Genomic DNA, 18887 nt, shown 5'->3' with positions numbered 1-18887 from the left:
GACCAGCGCAGCCAGGCCATCAATGGATTTTCGGAAGTCGACAGGCTTGGGGTACAGGTAGACTTTTTCGATGCCAGCATTGGGAAAAACCGGCAGATATTCTGCGCCTATAAACTGAAGTCGCCAGCAAGCTGCCTTCCACAAATTGATTTCAGTGCACTTCAATCCCGTTCAGGGAGCGATCAACCACGGTCCTGGCCATTTCCACCAGATGCATAACGGAAAGTGCCAGATGCCGCTGCGTCCCACTCAAATGGTCACTGCTTTCATAAGCGGTGGCGGCAGCGCAACTGAGCAGTTCTGAGGCATAGCTCAGGGATTGTTCAAGGGTGGTGTTCGGGCTGGAAAGGGAAGGGCGATCAAGAGGTAAAGCGGGTTCGGCATTGAGCATGTTGGAGACTCCTAACGCTATGGGGGATGCTGCCAGTTCTCGCTACTAAACGATAAAGGCGGCGGCTGTGCGAAGGTTAGTAGACCGGGCGTTAGGATCCGGCGCATCCGAAGATGCCCTACGCACAGCCACCATAAAGTGCAGTGAAATATTTCACTGACTGTAGGGTGACACCATGCGACCAACGACCCAGGCTACTAAACCCGATCACTGCGATGCAGCGACCGACGCACATTAGTGGCCTGACTGGGTGGGCGCAAGGGGGTGGGATTTTCTAGGAAATTTCGTTCGAGAGAAAGGGAAAAGTCGTATTTGGTTGGGGGTGGTGTAGTACAGATTGTCTTTGGTGGAAGCGTCTGGGATGGTGAAGTTGTCGATGTTTCAACTCGCTGACCTTTTGGCGACGAGGTAGTAATCGGCCAGAAACAGCCTGTCGTTTTCGGCGCGTCAGTGCGGATCGGCAGCCTTTTTCCGTGGAATATGTAGTGTCTCTTCAGGACGAGTAAATAGCTCACTTGTACTATTGATACCGCTGGCTCTCCGTAATCAAATGGACCTGAGGCGTGTGCTTCGCTGAATCAACGTTGTTTCAGTATTAACCACTCCTCCGCTGTCTTTGTTCAGATGCAGTTCGATAAAGCAAAAGTGGCAGCTTTGCCACAGGAATAGCGGCTGGTTTTGACAATCGCCGCCCTTTCACCTGCTAGACCGTACAGCAACCGAGTGATAGAGGAAGTCTCCATGAAAAACAGACTGAAGAAAGCACGTTTGACAATTGGAACGGCGCTCGCCCTTTCAGTGGGGCTCGCGTTTAGCGGTACCGCAAGTGCCTTTACTTTTGAACACGGCTGGAGTTGCCAGAACAAGTGGTACCAAATGGGGCTCATAGAGTTGATTGCTTGTGGAGGTGGCGGCGATGGTTGATCTAGTAGAGGGGGTTTTGTACTCGTTAAGACAGATGCAATAAAATCCTTGACCAAGCAATAAGCGGGGCGTTGTAAAACATTCAACGCCCTCGCAGAATTATCAGCCTGTTCGTATGTGGATGGTGAGAATCGTACCTATCGAGAGCCAACTAAGGTGAGAAACGTACGCTCAATAACCTACTGGCGAAAAGGCCTGAAAACCGACAGATATTCTACGTCTGTACACTGAAGTCGCTAGCAAGCTGCCTCCCAGGCAGTACCTGACCGCCATTACCTGGTAGAACAGCCTTCCGACAGTCGAGAGGTTGCCGGAAGACCAGTCATTGGCAGCAAGACGCGCCCCGGCGATTACTGGCACTGTCACCCATACCCTGACGCAGATCAGGGCGTCACGACCTTGGCCTCAGGATCATCGCTCGGGAATTCGCCTCGGAGTGGGGAAAGGCTTGCTGCGAGCTCGCTCTTGCGAAACGGCTTGGTGAGCCGCGGCAGGTCTGGATCAAGGCCCTCACGTTCCGCATAGCCGGAGACGAGCAGGATCGCGGTCTCGGGCCTGGAGCGCTGAACCACTCTGGCCAGATCGGTCCCACTGATGCCAGGCATGAGATGGTCGGTGACGAGCAGGTCAAATGGCTCCCCGTGGGCCATCAACTGCATGGCCTCTTCGCCTGACGCGGCCTCGATCACGCTGTAGCCCAACTCGGTCAGCATGTACGAGGTGCTTGCGCGTACCAGTTCTTCATCATCGACCAACAGCGCGATCCCGCGCGTCAATCGCGGCTCCGACGCCTCGACAATCCGCAAGGCCACTACCGGCTCGGTCGTACTGCGCGGCAACCACAGCTCGACGTTCGTTCCGAAACCGGGCGAGCTTTGAATCGTGAGTGCTCCGTTCAACTGTGATGCCAGCCCATGCACCATCGAAAGACCGAGACCTGTCCCTTTGCCGACACCCTTGGTGGAAAAGAATGGTTCCACTGCGCGGGCGAGTGTTGCGGCGTCCATGCCAATGCCAGTGTCCACGACAGACAGGCACAGGTACTCGCCTGGCGGGAGCTTTGAACGGTGCCCACTGCCGACCAGCGACGTGCTGGCAGATATGCGCATCGTTCCCCCCTGAAGCATTGCGTCACGTGCGTTTACGGAGAGATTGAGAAGGGCCATCTCGAGCTGGTTCTGATCTGCGATGGCAGCGGGCAGATTCTGCGGAGTATCGACGATCACCTTGATTTGCGGGCCTGTCGTGCTGGCCACCAGATCGCCCATATCGTTCACCAATCGGGCCACATCGACCGGAACCGTTTGAAGCGGTTGACGGCGAGCGAAGGCAAGCAGTCTTTGCACTAACGTCTTTGCACGTTCCGCCGATTGCATTGCGCCTGAGATGAGCCGTTGCTCTCGTTCGCCACCCACGCTTCGTCGCTGGAGCAGGTCAAGCGTGCCAACGATCGGGGTGAGCAGGTTATTGAAGTCATGTGCGACGCCACCGGTAAGCTGCCCCATCGCTTCCATCTTCTGGCTCTGGCGCAGCGCCTTCTGGACTTCTTCCCGTTCGGCGATGGCCTGAGCAATTCGCACTTCAAGGGTGTCATTGAGCTCCCTCAACTCCTCCTCGGCCGCCTTGCGGGCGGTGATTTCGATTGCGGTGCCGGTCACGCGCAAACAGAGACCGGCCTTATCGAACACGCCCCGACCCTTGGCTGCAACCCAGCGGACGATGCCGTCCTCCCGTCCGATCGTGCGGTAGTCGACTTCGTAGAGCGCACGAAGCTCTGGGTCAGCCGCCGCCATGAAGGCTGCGATCGTCGCTTCACGATCCTCGGGATGCAAACCCTCATAGAAGTCTTGCAGCGTGACCGTCACGTCAGCCGAGATGCCGAACATCGCTTTAGTCTGTGACGGCCAAATCAGCTTGTCATTAACGAAATCCACGTCCCAGAAACCCACATCGGCGTGGTCAACGGCAAGGCGTAATCTCGACTCGCTGATACGGATCGCGGAATCCGCTCGTGTACGATGCACGATCAGCCCGACCGTATGAGCCACGAAGTCGATGATTTCCATATCCGCTGGCAACGGGTCGCGCAGCTCATGGTGGTAAAGAACGAAAGCGCCGAGCAGGGTGGCTTGCGCCGAACGGATCGGGATTGACCAGCAGGCGTGCAGACCTTGCCCGACGGCCAGATCCCGGAAGTCAGCCCAGCCTGGGTTGTTCGTGATGTCAGTCACTGCCGTTATAGCGCTCGGCTCGACGGCAATGTCTTTGACTGCGTCATTGTAGGCGTAGGGCAGGCTTGGCCCCGCGCAATGCTCCAGGTGCTTCCCGTCCTCATTCAGGAGCAAGATGCTTCCCAGGAAACCAGATATGGATAGCGCTTCCACCTCGCGGACGATCGCATCCAGCGTGACGTTCAGGGCTGTTTCTTGTACAGCCAGCTCCAGGATACGGTTCTGTGCAGCTCCAAGTGCAGCCCCGCGATTGCGCGCTTGGGTCAGGCGCGCATTCTCAATAGCGATCGTTGCCAGTCGCGCCAGACTTTCCAGTCGTTTGATCGTATCAGGGGCGTGATCCTGAACCTCTGACCAGTAAGCGCCAAGCGCCGAGATCGGAACAGGTTTACCGATGGGCACCATCACGAGGCTGCGGACAAAGGTCGGCGCGTAAGCGTCCTGCGGGATACGCGGGTCGAGCCGAACGTCACGGATCGCAACCGTTTCGCGGTGGCGCATCGCCCAGCCTGAAATACAGTGCTCGATCGGGAAGCTCTGGCCTTGCCAAAGGGGAGAGACCGCATCTTCAGCCACATAAGAACAGCGGCCTTCATTTTCGATGACCACCGCAACGCCCTCAGCACCTACCGTGGCGCGCGCCGTGTCCCTCAAAACGGCGACGACCTCGTCTACCGATGCTGCGCTGGCAAGCCGCTCACTGGCATTGAGCACATGAGATAAGCGTTCATCACCGATTGGATCCTTGGGGACAGTAAGCAAGCGGAACTCCAAACGGCCACAGAGTCTTCTTCCGCGGTCTGGTTCAAATTGAAGGTGGCGAATGAGAGGGCGTGGCGCGACTCTCTCTTTTCGGCATGGGCGGATTTCAGTCTCTCAGAAAAGCGACTATCAAGCATCACCATGGCGGTACAGGCCAACCCCCATGCCCTTCAACTGGCACTCCGACCCGATCACCCAATCCACCCCCATCACCTCAACCTACAAAAACACCCAGAACGTCCGCCGTTTCATGACCGATCACTGCGGCCCTGATTTCAAATTCGACCGATCATTCATGGCCTGGATCATCGATGGCAGTGCGAAGACCATGGGCGACCTGGTAGATGAATGGTTGCGCAGGCATCAGGGGTTACCTCGTTAGGATATTCTTTTGCCTTTCGTACACCTGTTTGGATATTTTTTGTCATCTGGCGCTCTTTTAGCCGGTTACGATGGAATTTGCTGAGGTCTCAGTGCTCTAATGATTTCAAAGCGCCACTATTTTTTGGCAGCAGCCGTTTTTTCTCGTAGCGTGTGCATGCATTTCTGCGGAATGTGAAACAGCGTAATCAATACCTCCAGGTACAGCAGCATTGACTCCGACCGATATTGAAAGCCTGAAAAGCCAGTTGAAGGCGCTTGAACAGGAAAACCTGAGCCTCAAAGATCAGCTGTGTACCAACAGGCAGAAAGCCGAGCTGGAGTTGGCGTCTTCTCAGGAGCGCTACCGTTTCCTGTTCAATGCCATGGATGAAGGTTTCTGCATCATTGAGTTTTTCGATGGTCCGCACGGGCCTTTGAGTGACTACATCCATATCGAGGCCAATCCGGCCTATGCCTTTCATGCCGGTATTCCCAATGTCGTCGGGCAGAAGCTTCGTGAAATGGTTCACGAAGAGGCCGATGGCTGGGTCGAGTTCTATGGCAAGGTGCTGCGCACCGGTGAGCCGATCCGCTTTGAGCGGGAGCTGGTGGCGACCGGGCGTTATCTGGCGCTGACGGCCTTTCGTATCGAGCCGGCCAGTCGCAATCAGGTGGCGGTGCTGTTTCAGGACATCACTGAGCGCAAGCGTGCCGAAGAGGCCTTGCGGCAACTGAACGAGACGCTGGAAGCTCGCATCATCGAGGCGGTTACCGAGCGTAAGGTGCTCTCGGATGTGGTCAACGGGACCAATGCGTTCATTCATGTCATCGGTCCCGATTACCGCTGGCTGGCGATCAACGCTTCTGCCGAGCGAGAGTTTCAGCGTCTGTTCGGTGTCACGCCCAAGGTTGGCGACAACATGCTTGAGTTGCTCAAGCATCGGCCTGACAGCCAGGCGGTCATTCGCGGTTTCTGGGATCGGGCGCTGGCAGGGGAGGAGTTTGTCGAGGTCACCAGTTTTTGCGATTCTGCGGACGATACCCGGCACTATGAAATTCGCTACAGCAACCTGCTTAATGTCGATGGTGAGCGGATCGGTGCCTATCTGTTTGCCTATGACGTGAGTGAGCGTCTTCAGGAGCAGGCGCGTCTGAGTCAGGCCGAAGAAGCCTTGCGCCAGTCGCAGAAAATGGAGGCCGTCGGCCAGCTTACGGGTGGCATCGCTCACGATTTCAACAATCTGCTGACGGGCATCACCGGTTCGCTGGAACTGCTCAAGGCGCGCCTGAGCCAGGGGCGCTATAACGAGATTGATCGTTATGTTGCCGCTGCCCGTGATGCTTCCAAGCGTGCGGCGTCGCTCACTCATCGTCTGCTGGCCTTTTCACGACGTCAGACCCTTGATCCCAAGCCAGTTGATATCAATCGACTGGTGATCGGTATGGAAGAGCTGATTCGTCGTTCCGTGGGGCCGCATATTACGGTGGAAGTGGTGACGGCAGTCGGGCTGTGGTCGACTTTTATCGACGCGCCTCAACTGGAAAATGCCCTGCTGAACCTGTGCATCAATGCCCGCGATGCGATGCCTGGAGGCGGTCGCATCACCATTGAAACCGCTAATAAGTGGATCGACGAGCGTGCTTGTGTGGCGCGGGATATGCCACCGGGGCAATATCTTTCCCTGTGTGTCACCGACACCGGTACCGGCATGACACCGGAAGTGATCAACCGCGCTTTCGATCCGTTTTTCACCACCAAGCCGCTGGGGCAGGGCACGGGGCTCGGGCTGTCGATGGTCTATGGCTTCGTGCGGCAGTCCGGTGGCCAGGTGCGTATCTATTCGGAAAAGGATCAGGGCACGACTATGTGCCTCTATCTGCCCCGGCATTACCAGGGCGCGCCCGAGGAGTTATGTGATCCGGAGTTGGAGCCTGCAGAAAACATCCGTGCCGAGTCTACCCAGACGATCATGATCGTTGATGACGAGCCCACCATTCGCATGCTGGTCAGTGAAGTGATCGAAGATCATGGCTATAGATCAGTCGAAGCCGGAGAAGGGGCGACGGCGCTGGAACTGTTGAGCACCGATATGCGTGTGGACTTGCTGGTGACCGATGTCGGCTTGCCCGGTGGCATGAATGGCCGGCAACTCGCCGACGCGGCACGCATTCTTCGGCCTGATCTGAAAGTGATGTTCATCACTGGTTATGCGGAAAACGCGATTATCGGTAACGGCCATCTGGAGCCGGGCATGTGGGTGTTGACCAAGCCATTCACCATGGAAGCCTTTGCCAGCCGCATCCATGAAATGCTCAATCTGGAAGACTGAGTAACCCGTCGATCCCTCGCGTAGCCGGGCCTTTTCCTGCATTAAGAATATTTATGGAGTAATAACTCCAGATTCAATTGTGCCCATAGCATGAGTGGGAGTAGATTGCACTCACTGATAGCCACTGGCTATGCAGTCTGCCAACTTTCACTCTCGCTGGGGTGTGTCATGAGTAAACCCGTTTCATTGGCCAAACGCATCGGCTTGGGCTTTGCGTCTGTGTTGTCCTTGTTGGTGCTGGTGACCGCTGTGGGTATTCAGCGTGTCGGGTTTATTGACGATACCTTGAAGTATGTCAGCGACAATTCTGCGCTGATCCAGCGTTATGCCATCAACTTCCGTGGCAGTGTGCACAACCGCGCCATTTCCATTCGCGATGCCGTGCTGGTCAATAGCGATCAGGACCTCAATCGTCATCTGAACGAGATCGTGCGCCTGCGCAAGGACTATGATGATTCGTCTGAACCGATGGATCGCCTGTTCAATGAGAAAAGGAACGTTTCCAGCGAAGAGAAACGTTTGCTGCAGGACATCAAGGATATCGAGCGCAAGGCATTGGCCTCGACGGACAAGGTGCTGGAGTTGCGTCGCAACAACGACGTGGCGGGTGCGCAAGCCATGTTGCTGGCCCAGACGTCTGCCGATTACAGCGAATGGCTCAAGCGCATCAATGCGCTGATCGATCATGAAGAAGCGCAGATCAAGGGCCTGCTCGATAAGGTGCAGGCAGCCGCTGGCGGCTTCATGTTGCTGATGGTGATTGCGACCACGATCGCGGTGTTGCTCAGCATCGGTGTGTCTATGACGATCATTCGCTCTGTGAGGTCCACGCTGGGCGCTGAGCCTGCAGAGGTTGCCGAAGTGATTCGTCGGCTGGCGGGTGGCGATCTGAATCAGAAGATCGAGTCGGATTACCCCAATAGTGTCATGGGCACCTTGAAAAACACTCTGGGCAACCTGTCACAGACCATCAGTGAAGTACGAGCTGCGGCGGCCCATGTAACCGATTCTTCGGTGCGACTGTTGTCCACCTCGGCCGATAACAATCGCCAGATCAGCCTGCAAACCAATGAAGCCCAGCATATCGCGACGGCCATCAATCAGATGGCGGGTTCGGTCAGCCAGGTGTCGGGCTATGCCTCCCAGGCTTCCGAAGCGACCAAGGTTGCCGACGTTCAGGTCGAAAGTGGTCACCGCATGGTTGGGGAGGCTGCCACGACCATTCAGGAACTGGCGACCATTCTGGAGCAGGCCACTCAGACGGTGGATCAGGTTTCCAAGGACAGTGAGAACATCGAAACAGTGATCGAGGTGATCAACTCCATTGCCGCGCAAACCAATCTGCTGGCGCTCAACGCGGCCATCGAGGCTGCTCGCGCCGGCGAGTATGGTCGCGGTTTTGCGGTAGTGGCCGATGAAGTGCGCTCTCTGGCGACACGTACTCAGGAGTCCACCCAGGAAATCCGCGAGATGATCAGCAAGCTTCAGGGCGGCACTCAAGGCGCGACGCGGATCATGCAACAGAGCTGTGAACTGGCCCGCACGACTGTCGAGCAGACCCGTGATGCCCAGGCGGCATTGAGCCGGATTCGCGAAGAGGTCGGTGCCATCAATGGCATGAACGCCCAGATCGCCAGCGCCTCGATTCAGCAGAATGCCGTGGCGGATGATGTTGCACAGAACATCAACCGCATCCACAGCTCGACCCTTGAGTCGGCCGCCGGGTCACGGGAAGTCGCGAGTTCCAGTGAAGAGCTGGCGGAACTGGCTGATCGGTTGACCGGGAAAGTGGCGTTTTTCAAGGTGGCGTAACCCGTTCGGTAGGAGCGAATTCATTCGCGAGGCGTCATTGAAGGCGATACATTTTCTTCGGATGTACGGGCCTCTCGCGAATGAATTCGCTCCTACGCGCATTACTGCACGGGCGGTGCCTGAAACTCGCCTTTGGCCAGGTTGTTCACATCATTGCCCATGCTGTCGCGAAGGCTCAGGTCGGCGCCTTTGGCTGCCAGGGCCTGCAGAATTTCGGTGCGCTGGAACAGCGCGGCATACATCGAAGCCGTCTGGCCGGCGTTATTGCGTTGGTCGGGCGCGCAATGGGCTTCGACCAGGCGTTTGGCGATACTCAGCTCGCCCTTGAAAATGGCGCCCATCAAGGCGGTATTGCCGCGTTTGTCTTTGGTGCAGGGATCCGCACCGGCATCTATCAATTGGGTAACGAGTTGTTCGTGGCCGTGATAGGCCGCCAGAATCAACCCCGTGTAGCCTTTCTCATCCTGAACATTCAGGTCGTAGTGAGCGTCGATGAAGGTTGTCATCATCTCGCTGTTTCCCTCGCGGGAAGCGTCGAAAAACAGAGTGCGTAACTGGTTGGTTGTCTGGTCCGAAGGTGTTTCTGCCTGAGCGACTGCGGCAAACAGCACCAACCCGAAAAGTAAGGTTCGCATGGGCGTTCTCCTGAAAAACAGCCAGCCCCTTGCGGGGCCGGCTATCGACTTGATCAGTCTTTGAGGTTTGCAGCCAGGGACTTGACCTTGGCCAGATCACCCTTGGCCACTTCGGTTACCCGAGTGCCGTAGTCTGGATCAGCCTTGTAGAGGAACGAGAGCACGATGTTCTTGCTTTCGGTGTCGGTGTCAGCCAGCGACTCGCCAAAGCTCTGGACCAGATCGCTCTTCTCCTTGGTGTTGTAGGAACGATACAGATCGCCTGCTTGCTTGAAGTTCTGCTCGCGGGTGATCTTCGCCTGCTGGGTGTTGCCGCTTACGGGCGACTGGCTGTAGCGTGCCTGAGTATCGGACGGACGCGGGCTCAGACGACTTGGCTCGTAGTTGACGCCACTGGTGGTGTGGCCAGTGTTCATTGCGCCATCCTGGTTGCCGTTGTTGACCGGAACCTTCGGCTGGTTGACCGGCAGGCTCAGGCCATTGGCGCCCAGGCGATACATCTGCGTATCGGCATAGGAGAACACACGGCCTTGCAGCAGGCGGTCTTCGGAAGGCTCGATACCCGGGACCAGGTTGGCCGGAGCCATGGCGACCTGCTCGGTCTCCTGGAAGAAGTTATCGACGTTCTTGTTCAGGACCATCTGACCGATCTTGCGCTCAGGAACATCAGGCCAGATCTTGGTGGCATCGAGCGGATCGAACTCGAATTTTGCGAGATCAGCAGGTTTGAGCACCTGAATGTAGAGATCCCATTTCGGGAAGTCGCCTTTTTTGATCGCGCTGACCAGATCGTTGGTCAGGTGGCTGAAGTCCTTGGACTGCACTTGAGCCGCTTGTGCCGGATCGAGGTTCTTGATGCCTTGCAGTGATTTCCAGTGGAACTTCACGTAGTGGACTTCGCCCTTGGCATTCACCAGTTTGTAGGCGTGTACGCCATTGCCGTCCATGAAGCGATAACCGGCTGGGGTCCCTTCGTTGGAATACAGCAATGTCAGAGTGCGAGTGGCTTCAGGGACGTGGGAAAAAAAGTCGAAGCGGCGGGAGTCGTTACCCAGATTGGTTCTAGGATCAGGCTTGAAGGCATGAACCATATCGGGGAACTTGATAGCGTCGCGAATAAAGAAGGTCGGAAAGTTATTACCGACCAGGTCCCAGTTACCATCGGCGGTATAAAACTTGGTAGCGAAACCGTGGGGGTCGCGCAATGTTTCAGGCGAATGGTTGCCATGCACGACGGAAGAGAAACGCACGAAAACCGGGGTCGCTGTACCCGACTTGAACACCTTGGCCTTGCTCAGGTCGCTGATGTCAGCCGAAGCGGTGAACTCGCCACGAACCCCTGTACCACGGGCGTGAACCACGCGCTCAGGAATGCGCTCGCGATCGAAACGCTGGAGTTTCTGCAGCAACTGCACATCCTGCAACAGCGTAGGCCCTTGAGGGCCGGCAGTCTGTGAGTTCTGGTTATCGCCCACGGGGGCACCATTGTCGCGGGTTAATGTATCGGCTGCATAAGCGGTCGGAATAACCATTAAGCCGACAGCAGTCAAACGCAGCATTTGACCTGACCAGTTTAAAAACGGCATTTTTGAATCCCTCATATTTTTGTATTCAGCGCACTTATCCTAGGCGGATGAGTATTTATCTGTAATCGTAAAAATTTATCGGGGCGATTGAGATAAATGTGGGTGACGTACATAAGGGGGACACAATGAAGCGTAGATGAGAAATGTTATTTGTATGTCGCTGTTAATATGTTTCTTGAAGTTTCTCTTTTTGCGATGATGTTAAGATAGTGGCTATCTGTATGTCGGGCAAGTGTGCTTTCGGGCATGACTGTGCTTTTGTCGGGAATATCGAGTTATCTTCTTTGAAACGGTAGCGATCAAACTTTTTCAAAGCCTTGCTTCAGGGTAGGCATTTTTATTCCTTCCGTGCTTCAGGCTCTGGCGCGTTATGATGGTGCTGCCACATTGTCATGAGTAAGCCCCGGAGCCACACGCTTGATGTCCATTGTCACCCTGCTTGAAGCCACACCTCCCGAAGCCATCAAAAGCCAGATTCTGCAGATGGTGGTCGATTACGTCACTGACATCAGCATGGTTGCCATTGCCCCGAGCAACCCGCTCTACAACCTTTATCAATATGGCATCGGGTTTGAAGTCCATCTCTACCTGGATGCCATGGACGGTTCCAAAGGCATTCCGGTCGAGCTGATCGTGGCGCTGGATGAGCAGGATCCTTCCATCGTGACCGGCTTTACTCTGTATCTGCCGGTCAAGGATGATCCTCAGGCCTGTGCCGTGGCATATATGGCCGTACGGGAAAGCCATCGCCGCCGTGGTATCGCACAGAGCATGTTGCAGAAAATGCTTGGCCGTTACCCTCACGCGGAACTCTGCTGTGTTGCTGGCAAGGTGCCGTGTTTCGAGTCGCTGGGGTTTCAGGTGATTGGCGCGCGAGGCCCTCAAGTCATCATGAACACTCGGGACCATGGCACGGATGGGCTGCTGGCCGTGCTGGATGTCGCACCCATCTATCGCTCAGTGGAAGTGCAGCAGATTCATGCGTACCTGCTCAAGCAGCACGGGAAGAGGGCCATGGTGGACGCCGAGAAAAAGCGCGATCGGCATCTGGACGAGATGACCCGTCACGCTACCGCGCTGGTAGTGGAGCGCCTGGGTGAGGGGGCTTTGCGCAATGGCGGGCGTGGACCGGTGTTAGTGGGTTGAGTGAAACAACCTAGTCCTGCCCAAGTATCTGCGCTCGACAAGCCTCGATAATCTCATCCGCCAACGGCGCGTCATCCGGGCAGGCGCGTGACAACACGATTGCGCCGACTGCATGGGCCAGCATGCTGATTATCCTGGCCCGCTGTTGATCCGCGTCGCCCGCGTCCGGGCTTGCAGAGCTCGCCAGTTCGAGCATGTTCTCGATCCCTTCGGCGAACGTCGCCTTGACCTCTTGGGATTGACGCGCTGCATCCCCGCAGAGCGCGGCCATCGTGCAGCCAACGTCTCTCGCATCGCGGTGCTTGCGGGACAGGTAATGCGTGAAGAACTCTTCAACGCTGAGGTTTTCGCTATTGGTCACGCTCTTGGCAAAACTGCTTGCGGCGGCTTCTGCCATCAGGTCGGCCTTGGAGCCGAAGTGTTTGTAGAACCCGCCATGGGTAAAGCCGGCAGCCGCCATCAGATCGGCGACGCCCACGCCGTCATAACCCCGTTCACGAAACAGTTCCGACGCCGTCTCGACGATGTGTGCCCGATTCGCCTGTGCCTGCGCTTTGCTGACTCTCATATCCACGTGCCTTTTGTGCTGACGCTCAGGTGCTCACTATACATTGATGTTGGTCATCATCAAAACCATTGACGATTAAGATTATGAACGTCATCATTATCGCCAAGCCTGCTGCAGAAGCCGACGCTGCTCCTTCGGCAACGACCTCCAATCGATGTGGAAACAAGACGATATGACCGACAACACGTTGTTCGCGCCTTACACCCTGGGTTCCCTGACACTCTCCAACCGGATCGTTCTGGCGCCGTTGACGCGCAATCGTGCGGGTGCCGGGTTTGTGCCAAGTGAGTTCGCCGCGACTTACTACAGCCAGCGGGCGTCGGCGGGTTTGCTGATTTCAGAGGCTGCGCAAATCTCGCAGCAAGGGCAGGGCTATCAGGATACGCCCGGCATTTACTCGCAGGCGCAGATCGACGGCTGGCTCAAGGTCACTGATGCTGTCCATGCGAAGGGCGGGAAAATCTTCCTGCAGTTGTGGCATGTCGGGCGTGTTTCCCACGTCGATCTGCAGAAGAACGGTGCTGCGCCAGTTGCGCCCTCTGCCATCCGTGCCGAAACCAAAATCTTCGTCAACAACAGCTTTGTGGATGCTTCCGAGCCTCGGGCTCTGAAGCTCAACGAGCTGCCAGGCATCGTCAACGATTTCCGTCAGGCCGCAGCAAACGCTATCGCCGCTGGTTTCGACGGCGTCGAGATTCACGGTGCCAATGGCTATCTGCTGGATCAGTTCGCCAAGGACGGTGCCAACGTACGCACCGATGCCTATGGAGGCTCCATCGAAAATCGTGCGCGTCTGCTGCTGGAAGTGACCGCGGCGGTGGTTGCCGAGATCGGCGCTGAACGTACCGGCATTCGCATTTCGCCGGTTTCGCCCGCCAATGGGGTTTCAAGCAGCGATCCGCAGGCCCAGTTCGATTACATCGTCGATCAACTCGACGCATTGGGTATTGCTTATATCCATGTTGTCGAGGGTGCGACCGGCGGGCCGCGTGACGTTGCGCCATTCGACTTCGACTCCCTGCGTCGGCGCTTCAAGAACACCTACATCGCCAATAACGGCTATGACCTGGACCTCGCCACTTCCCGGCTCAACCAGAACAAGGCCGACCTGTTTGCCTTCGGGCGCCCGTTCATTGCCAACCCGGATCTGGTCGAGCGATTGAGCAGCGGGGCGCCTCTGGCTGCAATCGATCCGGGCACGATTTATGGCGGCGGCGCAGATGGCTATATCGACTACCCGACCTTCGCAGATTCTCACGCGCAGTAACGCTGGCAAGGCCACGGACTGACGTGGCCTTCACCCCATCAAGAGAGCAACCTTATGACCAGCTTTTCGACAGTCCTCATCACCGGCGCTTCTTCTGGCATCGGCGCGACCTACGCCCAGCGTTTCGCGAGTCGTGGCCACAATCTCGTACTGATTGCCCGCGACAAGGCGCGACTGGAAACCCTGGCAGCGCGTCTTCGCAAAGAACACAACGTCGACATCGATGTCCTTCAGGCTGATCTCACTCGCTCCGAGGATTTGGTTAGCGTTGAGACACGTCTGCGCGATGACCCCCAAATCGGCATCCTCATCAATAATGCCGGGATAGCTCAGTCCGGTGGCTTCCTCGAACAGACCTCCGAAGATGTCACGCGACTGGTTGCATTGAATACGACGGCTCTGGCCAGGCTCGCCAATGCCATTGCCCCGCGTCTGGTGCAGGCGGGTGAAGGTTCCATCGTCAATATCGGCTCGGTGGTAGGTCTGGCACCGGAGTTCGGCATGTCGGTTTATGGTGCGACCAAGGCTTTCGTGTTGTTCCTTTCCCAAGGCCTGAATCTGGAACTCGGCCCCAAAGGCATTTATGTACAGGCCGTTCTCCCGGCCGCAACCCGCACCGAGATCTGGGAGCGTGCGGGCATCGACATCAATACGCTGTCCGAAGTGATGGATGTAGGCGAGTTGGTGGACGCCGCTCTGGTCGGTTTTGATCTGCGTGAGCTGGTGACCATTCCGCCATTGCAGGACGCCGCCCGTTGGGACGCTCTGGACGCTACGCGACAAGCGCTGCTGTCGGACATCCGGCAGGCGCATGCTGCCGAGCGTTATCAGACCGTTTTGTAAGCACTGAAGGAGCTTTCATGAGAACCAACAAACCAGTGGCGCTCGTTACAGGCGCTTCTTCAGGTATCGGCGAAGCCACGGCTCACAAACTCCTGGCGGCGGGCTACACGGTTTATGGCACGAGCCGGCGGGGTGGTCAGGCAGGTCAGCGGCGTTTTCCGTTACTGGCGCTGGACGTGACTGACGACGAATCCGTCGATGCGGCGGTCAGCGAGTTGCTGAAGCTGGAAGGGCGTATTGATCTGCTGGTCAATAACGCTGGCTTCGGGATTGCCCCAGCGGCCGCGCAGGAAAGCTCCATCGAGCAGGCCAAGGCCCTCTTCGATACGAACTTTCTGGGCATTGTGCGCATGACACGTGCCGTTGTGCCGCACATGCTTGAGCGGGGCAGTGGCCGGATCATCAATATCGGCTCGATTCTGGGTGCTGTTTCGGTACCTTATGTCGCGCTTTACTGCGCCAGCAAGCATGCAGTGGCCGGTTACTCGCAAGCACTGGATCACGAATTGCGTACCCGTGGGGTCAGAGTCTCGGTCATCGAGCCTGCTTATACCAGGACGCAGTTCGAGGCGAATAACATTGAGCCGGATGCAAAGCTCAAGGAGTATGAGTCGATTCGTGCGCATGTCACGAAGGTGGTCCAGCAAGCGATGGCGAACGCCGACGATCCTTCAATCGTGGCCGATGTCGTGTTGCAGGCGGCGAGTGCCGAGCGGCCCAGGCTTCGCTACACAGCGGGCAAGGCCGCAAGGCAGTTGCAGTTCTTGCGTCGGTTCGCGCCAGCGAGTGTGCTGGATGCGGGGATTCGCAAGAACCTGCAACTGGATGCCTGAACTGTTCTTGTAGTCTGGCCTGCTGATTAATATAGGAGGGGTCTTGGCCGCGACGGCACACTGAAGTCGCGGCCAGTGACTCTAGCCTCCGGCAGAGTGCAATTTGCCAGGCAAATCGCGCATCATGTGCAGATCCGGTCCAAAGGTAGGCTCTTTCATGCGCGTCTTGTCATCCCTTTTCCTTGTTGCTGCGGTGTCGTTGTCTTCCTTCGATGCGCTGGCCACCGAAGAAACGCAACTGGCAGAGTCGATCAATCTCTATCGCAGCCAGGTCCAGCGCTGTGCCGGGCAGGTTTCCATGGAACTGCCTCCACTGGTCAGCGATTCGCGTCTGGTATTGCCTGCCACCGGCTCGGGCGATTTGCAGCAGGCGCTGGCGCGTGCGTCCTATCCGATGGTCACGGTGCAGGCCATCAGCCTGTCCGGGCCTCGGGATGCGCAATCTGCAATGAAAGCGGTGCAGGAAAGTTTTTGCCAGGTGGTGCTGGACCCGCAATTCGTCGATATCGGTGTGAGCCGTGAAGGGCGAGAATGGCGCATCGTACTGGCGCGCTCGCTGCTGGCTGCGCGTTTGGGTGACTGGCAGGCTGAAGGTCAAAAGCTGCTTGAGCTGATCAACACGGCCCGGAACCAGCCACGTCAGTGTGGCACCCAGGCTTTCAATGCCACGACGCCGCTGACCTGGAACGCCACGTTGGCGACGGCGGCCGAAGGGCATACACGGTCCATGGCCAATAACAGTTTCTTCGATCACAAGGGCCGCGACGGCAGTACGCCGGGCGATCGGGCGGAGCTTGCCGGTTACATCGCCCAGCAGATCGGCGAAAACATCGCCGCTGGCCAGGACACGACACGCAAAGTGGTCGATGGCTGGCTTGCCAGCCCCGGCCATTGCGCCAATCTGATGAATCCGGGCTTCCGGGAGTTGGGCGCCGCCTATGCCATCGATCCCAAGAGCGATGCGGGGATTTACTGGACGGCCATGTTCGGTTCGCAATGAACACAGCCGTCTGTATGGCCTGAATCAGAAACGGAACGCTTGTCTGCCAATCAACAGCCATTGGCCGTTCTGTTTCTGCCAGATCTGGAAGTTCTCGATTTCAGTCGGCACCACTTTGCCGCTGTTCACCGCTTGAGCCGAGAAGTGATTGCGGACCAGGGCGACATCGCCGGACAGAATGATTTTCTGATTGAGCATTTTAAGCTCGTTGAAAGCGCTTTTCCCGGTTTCGATGTCGGCAATGAATGCCTGCTTGTCCTGGATATTACCGCTGGAGTGGCCGTAGGAGAGGTTGTCTGCGGTCAGCGCCTTGAGTTGCCCGATATCCTTGTGCCACATGGCCTGGGTCAGCTTGTCCACGGCAGCCGCCACATCGTTTTCATCGGATGAGGGCGCGGCGGATACCAGCCCGCTGAAGAGACACAGAAAACCCACAAGCAGTTTGAGCTTTTTCATGAACAGGTCCTTTTTTTGTAGTTAGAGTAGGGCGGACGATCGGCCTGGCGAGCGTACCTCCAGTGCTCATCCGTCATCGTACAACTTAGTCTTTTTTAGAAGGATGGCAAGGATTTGTTGTCCGGATCGTTAATGTGACCCTTATCATATTAAGTAAACTGGGCAGTACAATTATCTTGACAACCAAACTGGGATGAGCCGAAACTTGGTAAATTCCTGATAGTTGAATGACTTGAAAATGTAATGATGACATGTGCTGATTTATGCACATGGACAAGGCGAGAGGTATATATGAATGTCATTGACTTTAACGACTCTCGCAAGAGAACCGAGCGCGCCCTGACAGCAACAACAAAGGTTCCTTTGTTGGAAAAGGTTCTCACTATCACACTACGCACCGATGCCCCGACGTTTCTGGGCATATGCAGTGACGGTCTTCGCAGTAACACTTCCATTGTGGGCGGTGAGTTCTTCGGCCAGCAATTTCAAGGCGTGGTGCTGCCGGGCGGTTCCGATTTCTTTATCGAGAACTCTGGCGAAGTTGCCCGCCTGAATGCACGTTTTACCTTGCGCACAGACCTGGGTGAGTTGATCAACGTCATCAATGAAGGCGTGCTTGTTCTGGATGAAACCGGTCAGCAGGAAATTCAGGACGGTGTATGGCCGGTTACTGCAGGGCATTATGAATGTACCAGCACTCCGCGATTCCAGGTCGCCATGGGGCCCAATGACTGGCTGGAGCACAGCGCCTTTATCGGCAAGGTGGAATATATATATGCCAATGAAACCTTGTTGAGTATTTATCGAATCAAGTATTGAAGTGCAGAATGGCCGCTCCAGGGTCGCAGCGTTGGTTTTGTGACTGTCCCCGAGATGCTTATATGAATGTGCCTGGCGTAAGCATCGCCCCGTAAAGCTTCTTCCTCTCCCTTCGCATCCCGCTGTCGCACCTTTTCTCGCAGCATCAATTGATTAGCAAGCCTGATACGGAGTGGTTACAATCGCCGCCCTAGATGGCACGTAGCCATCTTTGCGTGCCGCGGTCAGGCGATAGCCTGTGGCATGCCTTACTTTCTCAAGGTCAGATGGCGCTTTTCGGCTACATCTCAAGGATGTTCGTTAAATGAATAAGTTGCAGTGCGCCGTGATCGGCTTCGTGGGGCTGATGATGACGGGGTGTGTCTCCTTCACGCCTGCCGGCCCGATTGCCCCTCCCATCGAAGTGGCTGAACACACCTTGCCTGTGGGGGCCTCGGTCAAGGACGTACAGGTTTCGGATGAGAGCATCAAAGCCGACGTACGCCGTAATATCGGCGTTCAATTGACCAGCCAGATCAATACCTACATCGAGCGAGGCGAGTTCTTTCAGAAAATGATCGTCTTCCCGGCCAAGGTGGGCGAAAAGGATGTCGAGCTGACGTTCAACTTCACGTCTCTCAAAGGCAAGCGTGCGCCACACCCAGGCTACTTCCCCGGTGCCTTGCTGACATTGACGGTCTGGATCTGGGTCAACGGCCCTATCTATGTCGATACATATGATCTTGCAGGTGAACTGAGCATCACTGATCGCACCGGCAAGCAACTGGCGTCTTCACGGCAGGTGCTCAAGCGCGATCAAAACACAGGGTTCTGGGATAACGACTATTACAACATGACCCTGGGTTCTCACCAGTTGACCGAGCTGGTCAACGTCCTGCTCAAAGATGCCACTCAACAACTTCCGAAAGAATAAGGATATTT

17 protein-coding genes and 1 pseudogene are annotated in these 18887 nt (G+C 56.4%); 12 read left to right on the top strand and 6 right to left on the bottom strand.

The window, feature by feature from the left end:
• Nucleotides 1-151 precede the first annotated feature (151 nt).
• The gene (locus K5D32_RS16990; RefSeq protein ID WP_221601170.1) at nt 152-391 is read right to left on the bottom strand and encodes a DUF6124 family protein; all 240 of its coding nucleotides are present in this window, start codon (nt 389-391) and stop codon (nt 152-154) included.
• Nucleotides 392-1132: 741 nt separating this feature from the next.
• Between K5D32_RS16990 and K5D32_RS16985 the strand changes: the two genes are divergently transcribed.
• Entirely contained in the window at nt 1133-1315 is a 183-nt protein-coding gene (locus K5D32_RS16985) for a hypothetical protein (protein WP_117166639.1), read from the top strand.
• Between the two features lie 383 nt (nt 1316-1698).
• Here K5D32_RS16985 and K5D32_RS16980 read toward each other — a convergent pair whose 3' ends face one another.
• Nucleotides 1699-4308 (bottom strand): ATP-binding protein, encoded by a 2610-nt coding sequence (locus K5D32_RS16980; RefSeq protein ID WP_221601169.1) that lies wholly within the window; start codon nt 4306-4308, stop codon nt 1699-1701.
• Between the two features lie 163 nt (nt 4309-4471).
• Here K5D32_RS16980 and K5D32_RS16975 point away from each other — a divergent pair, with 163 nt between their 5' ends.
• From K5D32_RS16975 to K5D32_RS26310, 4 genes and pseudogenes are all read left to right on the top strand, one after another.
• Nucleotides 4472-4690 (top strand): DUF6434 domain-containing protein, encoded by a 219-nt coding sequence (locus K5D32_RS16975; protein ID WP_221601168.1) that lies wholly within the window; start codon nt 4472-4474, stop codon nt 4688-4690.
• A gap of 211 nt (nt 4691-4901) precedes the next feature.
• Nucleotides 4902-7001, top strand: coding sequence for a PAS domain-containing sensor histidine kinase (locus K5D32_RS16970; protein WP_221578216.1), 2100 nt, complete (start codon nt 4902-4904; stop codon nt 6999-7001).
• 90 nt (nt 7002-7091) lie between these two features.
• Nucleotides 7092-7688: pseudogene (locus tag K5D32_RS26315) on the top strand (MCP four helix bundle domain-containing protein); the annotation flags it as partial.
• 57 nt (nt 7689-7745) lie between these two features.
• Entirely contained in the window at nt 7746-8813 is a 1068-nt protein-coding gene (locus tag K5D32_RS26310; protein WP_409372876.1) for a methyl-accepting chemotaxis protein, read from the top strand.
• A gap of 101 nt (nt 8814-8914) precedes the next feature.
• Here K5D32_RS26310 and K5D32_RS16960 read toward each other — a convergent pair whose 3' ends face one another.
• Entirely contained in the window at nt 8915-9448 is a 534-nt protein-coding gene (locus K5D32_RS16960; RefSeq protein WP_221578218.1) for an ankyrin repeat domain-containing protein, read from the bottom strand.
• A gap of 53 nt (nt 9449-9501) precedes the next feature.
• Entirely contained in the window at nt 9502-11007 is a 1506-nt protein-coding gene (gene katB, locus K5D32_RS16955) for a catalase (protein ID WP_221601166.1), read from the bottom strand.
• A gap of 447 nt (nt 11008-11454) precedes the next feature.
• Between katB and K5D32_RS16950 the strand changes: the two genes are divergently transcribed.
• Nucleotides 11455-12180: a GNAT family N-acetyltransferase gene (locus K5D32_RS16950; RefSeq protein WP_221601165.1), complete on the top strand. Its 726-nt coding sequence runs from the start codon at nt 11455-11457 to the stop codon at nt 12178-12180.
• Nucleotides 12181-12190: 10 nt separating this feature from the next.
• On the opposite strand, the gene K5D32_RS16945 is transcribed toward K5D32_RS16950, so the two are convergent.
• Entirely contained in the window at nt 12191-12748 is a 558-nt protein-coding gene (locus tag K5D32_RS16945; RefSeq protein ID WP_221601164.1) for a TetR/AcrR family transcriptional regulator, read from the bottom strand.
• A 172-nt stretch (nt 12749-12920) separates the two neighbouring features.
• Between K5D32_RS16945 and K5D32_RS16940 the strand changes: the two genes are divergently transcribed.
• From K5D32_RS16940 to K5D32_RS16925, 4 genes are all read left to right on the top strand, one after another.
• Nucleotides 12921-14015, top strand: coding sequence for an alkene reductase (locus K5D32_RS16940; RefSeq protein ID WP_221601163.1), 1095 nt, complete (start codon nt 12921-12923; stop codon nt 14013-14015).
• Between the two features lie 54 nt (nt 14016-14069).
• Nucleotides 14070-14858: an SDR family oxidoreductase gene (locus tag K5D32_RS16935; protein WP_221601162.1), complete on the top strand. Its 789-nt coding sequence runs from the start codon at nt 14070-14072 to the stop codon at nt 14856-14858.
• A gap of 17 nt (nt 14859-14875) precedes the next feature.
• Nucleotides 14876-15691 (top strand): oxidoreductase, encoded by an 816-nt coding sequence (locus tag K5D32_RS16930; protein ID WP_221593865.1) that lies wholly within the window; start codon nt 14876-14878, stop codon nt 15689-15691.
• Between the two features lie 157 nt (nt 15692-15848).
• Nucleotides 15849-16691, top strand: coding sequence for a CAP domain-containing protein (locus tag K5D32_RS16925; protein WP_221601161.1), 843 nt, complete (start codon nt 15849-15851; stop codon nt 16689-16691).
• Nucleotides 16692-16715: 24 nt separating this feature from the next.
• Here the strand turns inward: K5D32_RS16925 and K5D32_RS16920 are convergent, their stop codons facing one another.
• Nucleotides 16716-17147 (bottom strand): nuclear transport factor 2 family protein, encoded by a 432-nt coding sequence (locus K5D32_RS16920; protein ID WP_221593867.1) that lies wholly within the window; start codon nt 17145-17147, stop codon nt 16716-16718.
• A 291-nt stretch (nt 17148-17438) separates the two neighbouring features.
• On the opposite strand from K5D32_RS16920, the gene K5D32_RS16915 reads away from it, so the two are divergent.
• Nucleotides 17439-17966 carry a DUF3237 domain-containing protein gene (locus K5D32_RS16915; protein ID WP_221601160.1) on the top strand — a complete coding sequence of 176 codons (528 nt, stop codon included), beginning with the start codon at nt 17439-17441 and terminating at the stop codon, nt 17964-17966.
• A 304-nt stretch (nt 17967-18270) separates the two neighbouring features.
• Nucleotides 18271-18879 (top strand): hypothetical protein, encoded by a 609-nt coding sequence (locus tag K5D32_RS16910; RefSeq protein ID WP_221601159.1) that lies wholly within the window; start codon nt 18271-18273, stop codon nt 18877-18879.
• Nucleotides 18880-18887 lie beyond the last annotated feature (8 nt).

It is taken from the genome of Pseudomonas cichorii, from assembly GCF_019719005.1.
In the GTDB taxonomy this organism is placed as follows: domain Bacteria; phylum Pseudomonadota; class Gammaproteobacteria; order Pseudomonadales; family Pseudomonadaceae; genus Aquipseudomonas; species Aquipseudomonas cichorii_E.
The sequence above is the reverse complement of the archived record's forward strand: the minus strand, read 5'-3'. Positions and strand labels throughout refer to the sequence as shown.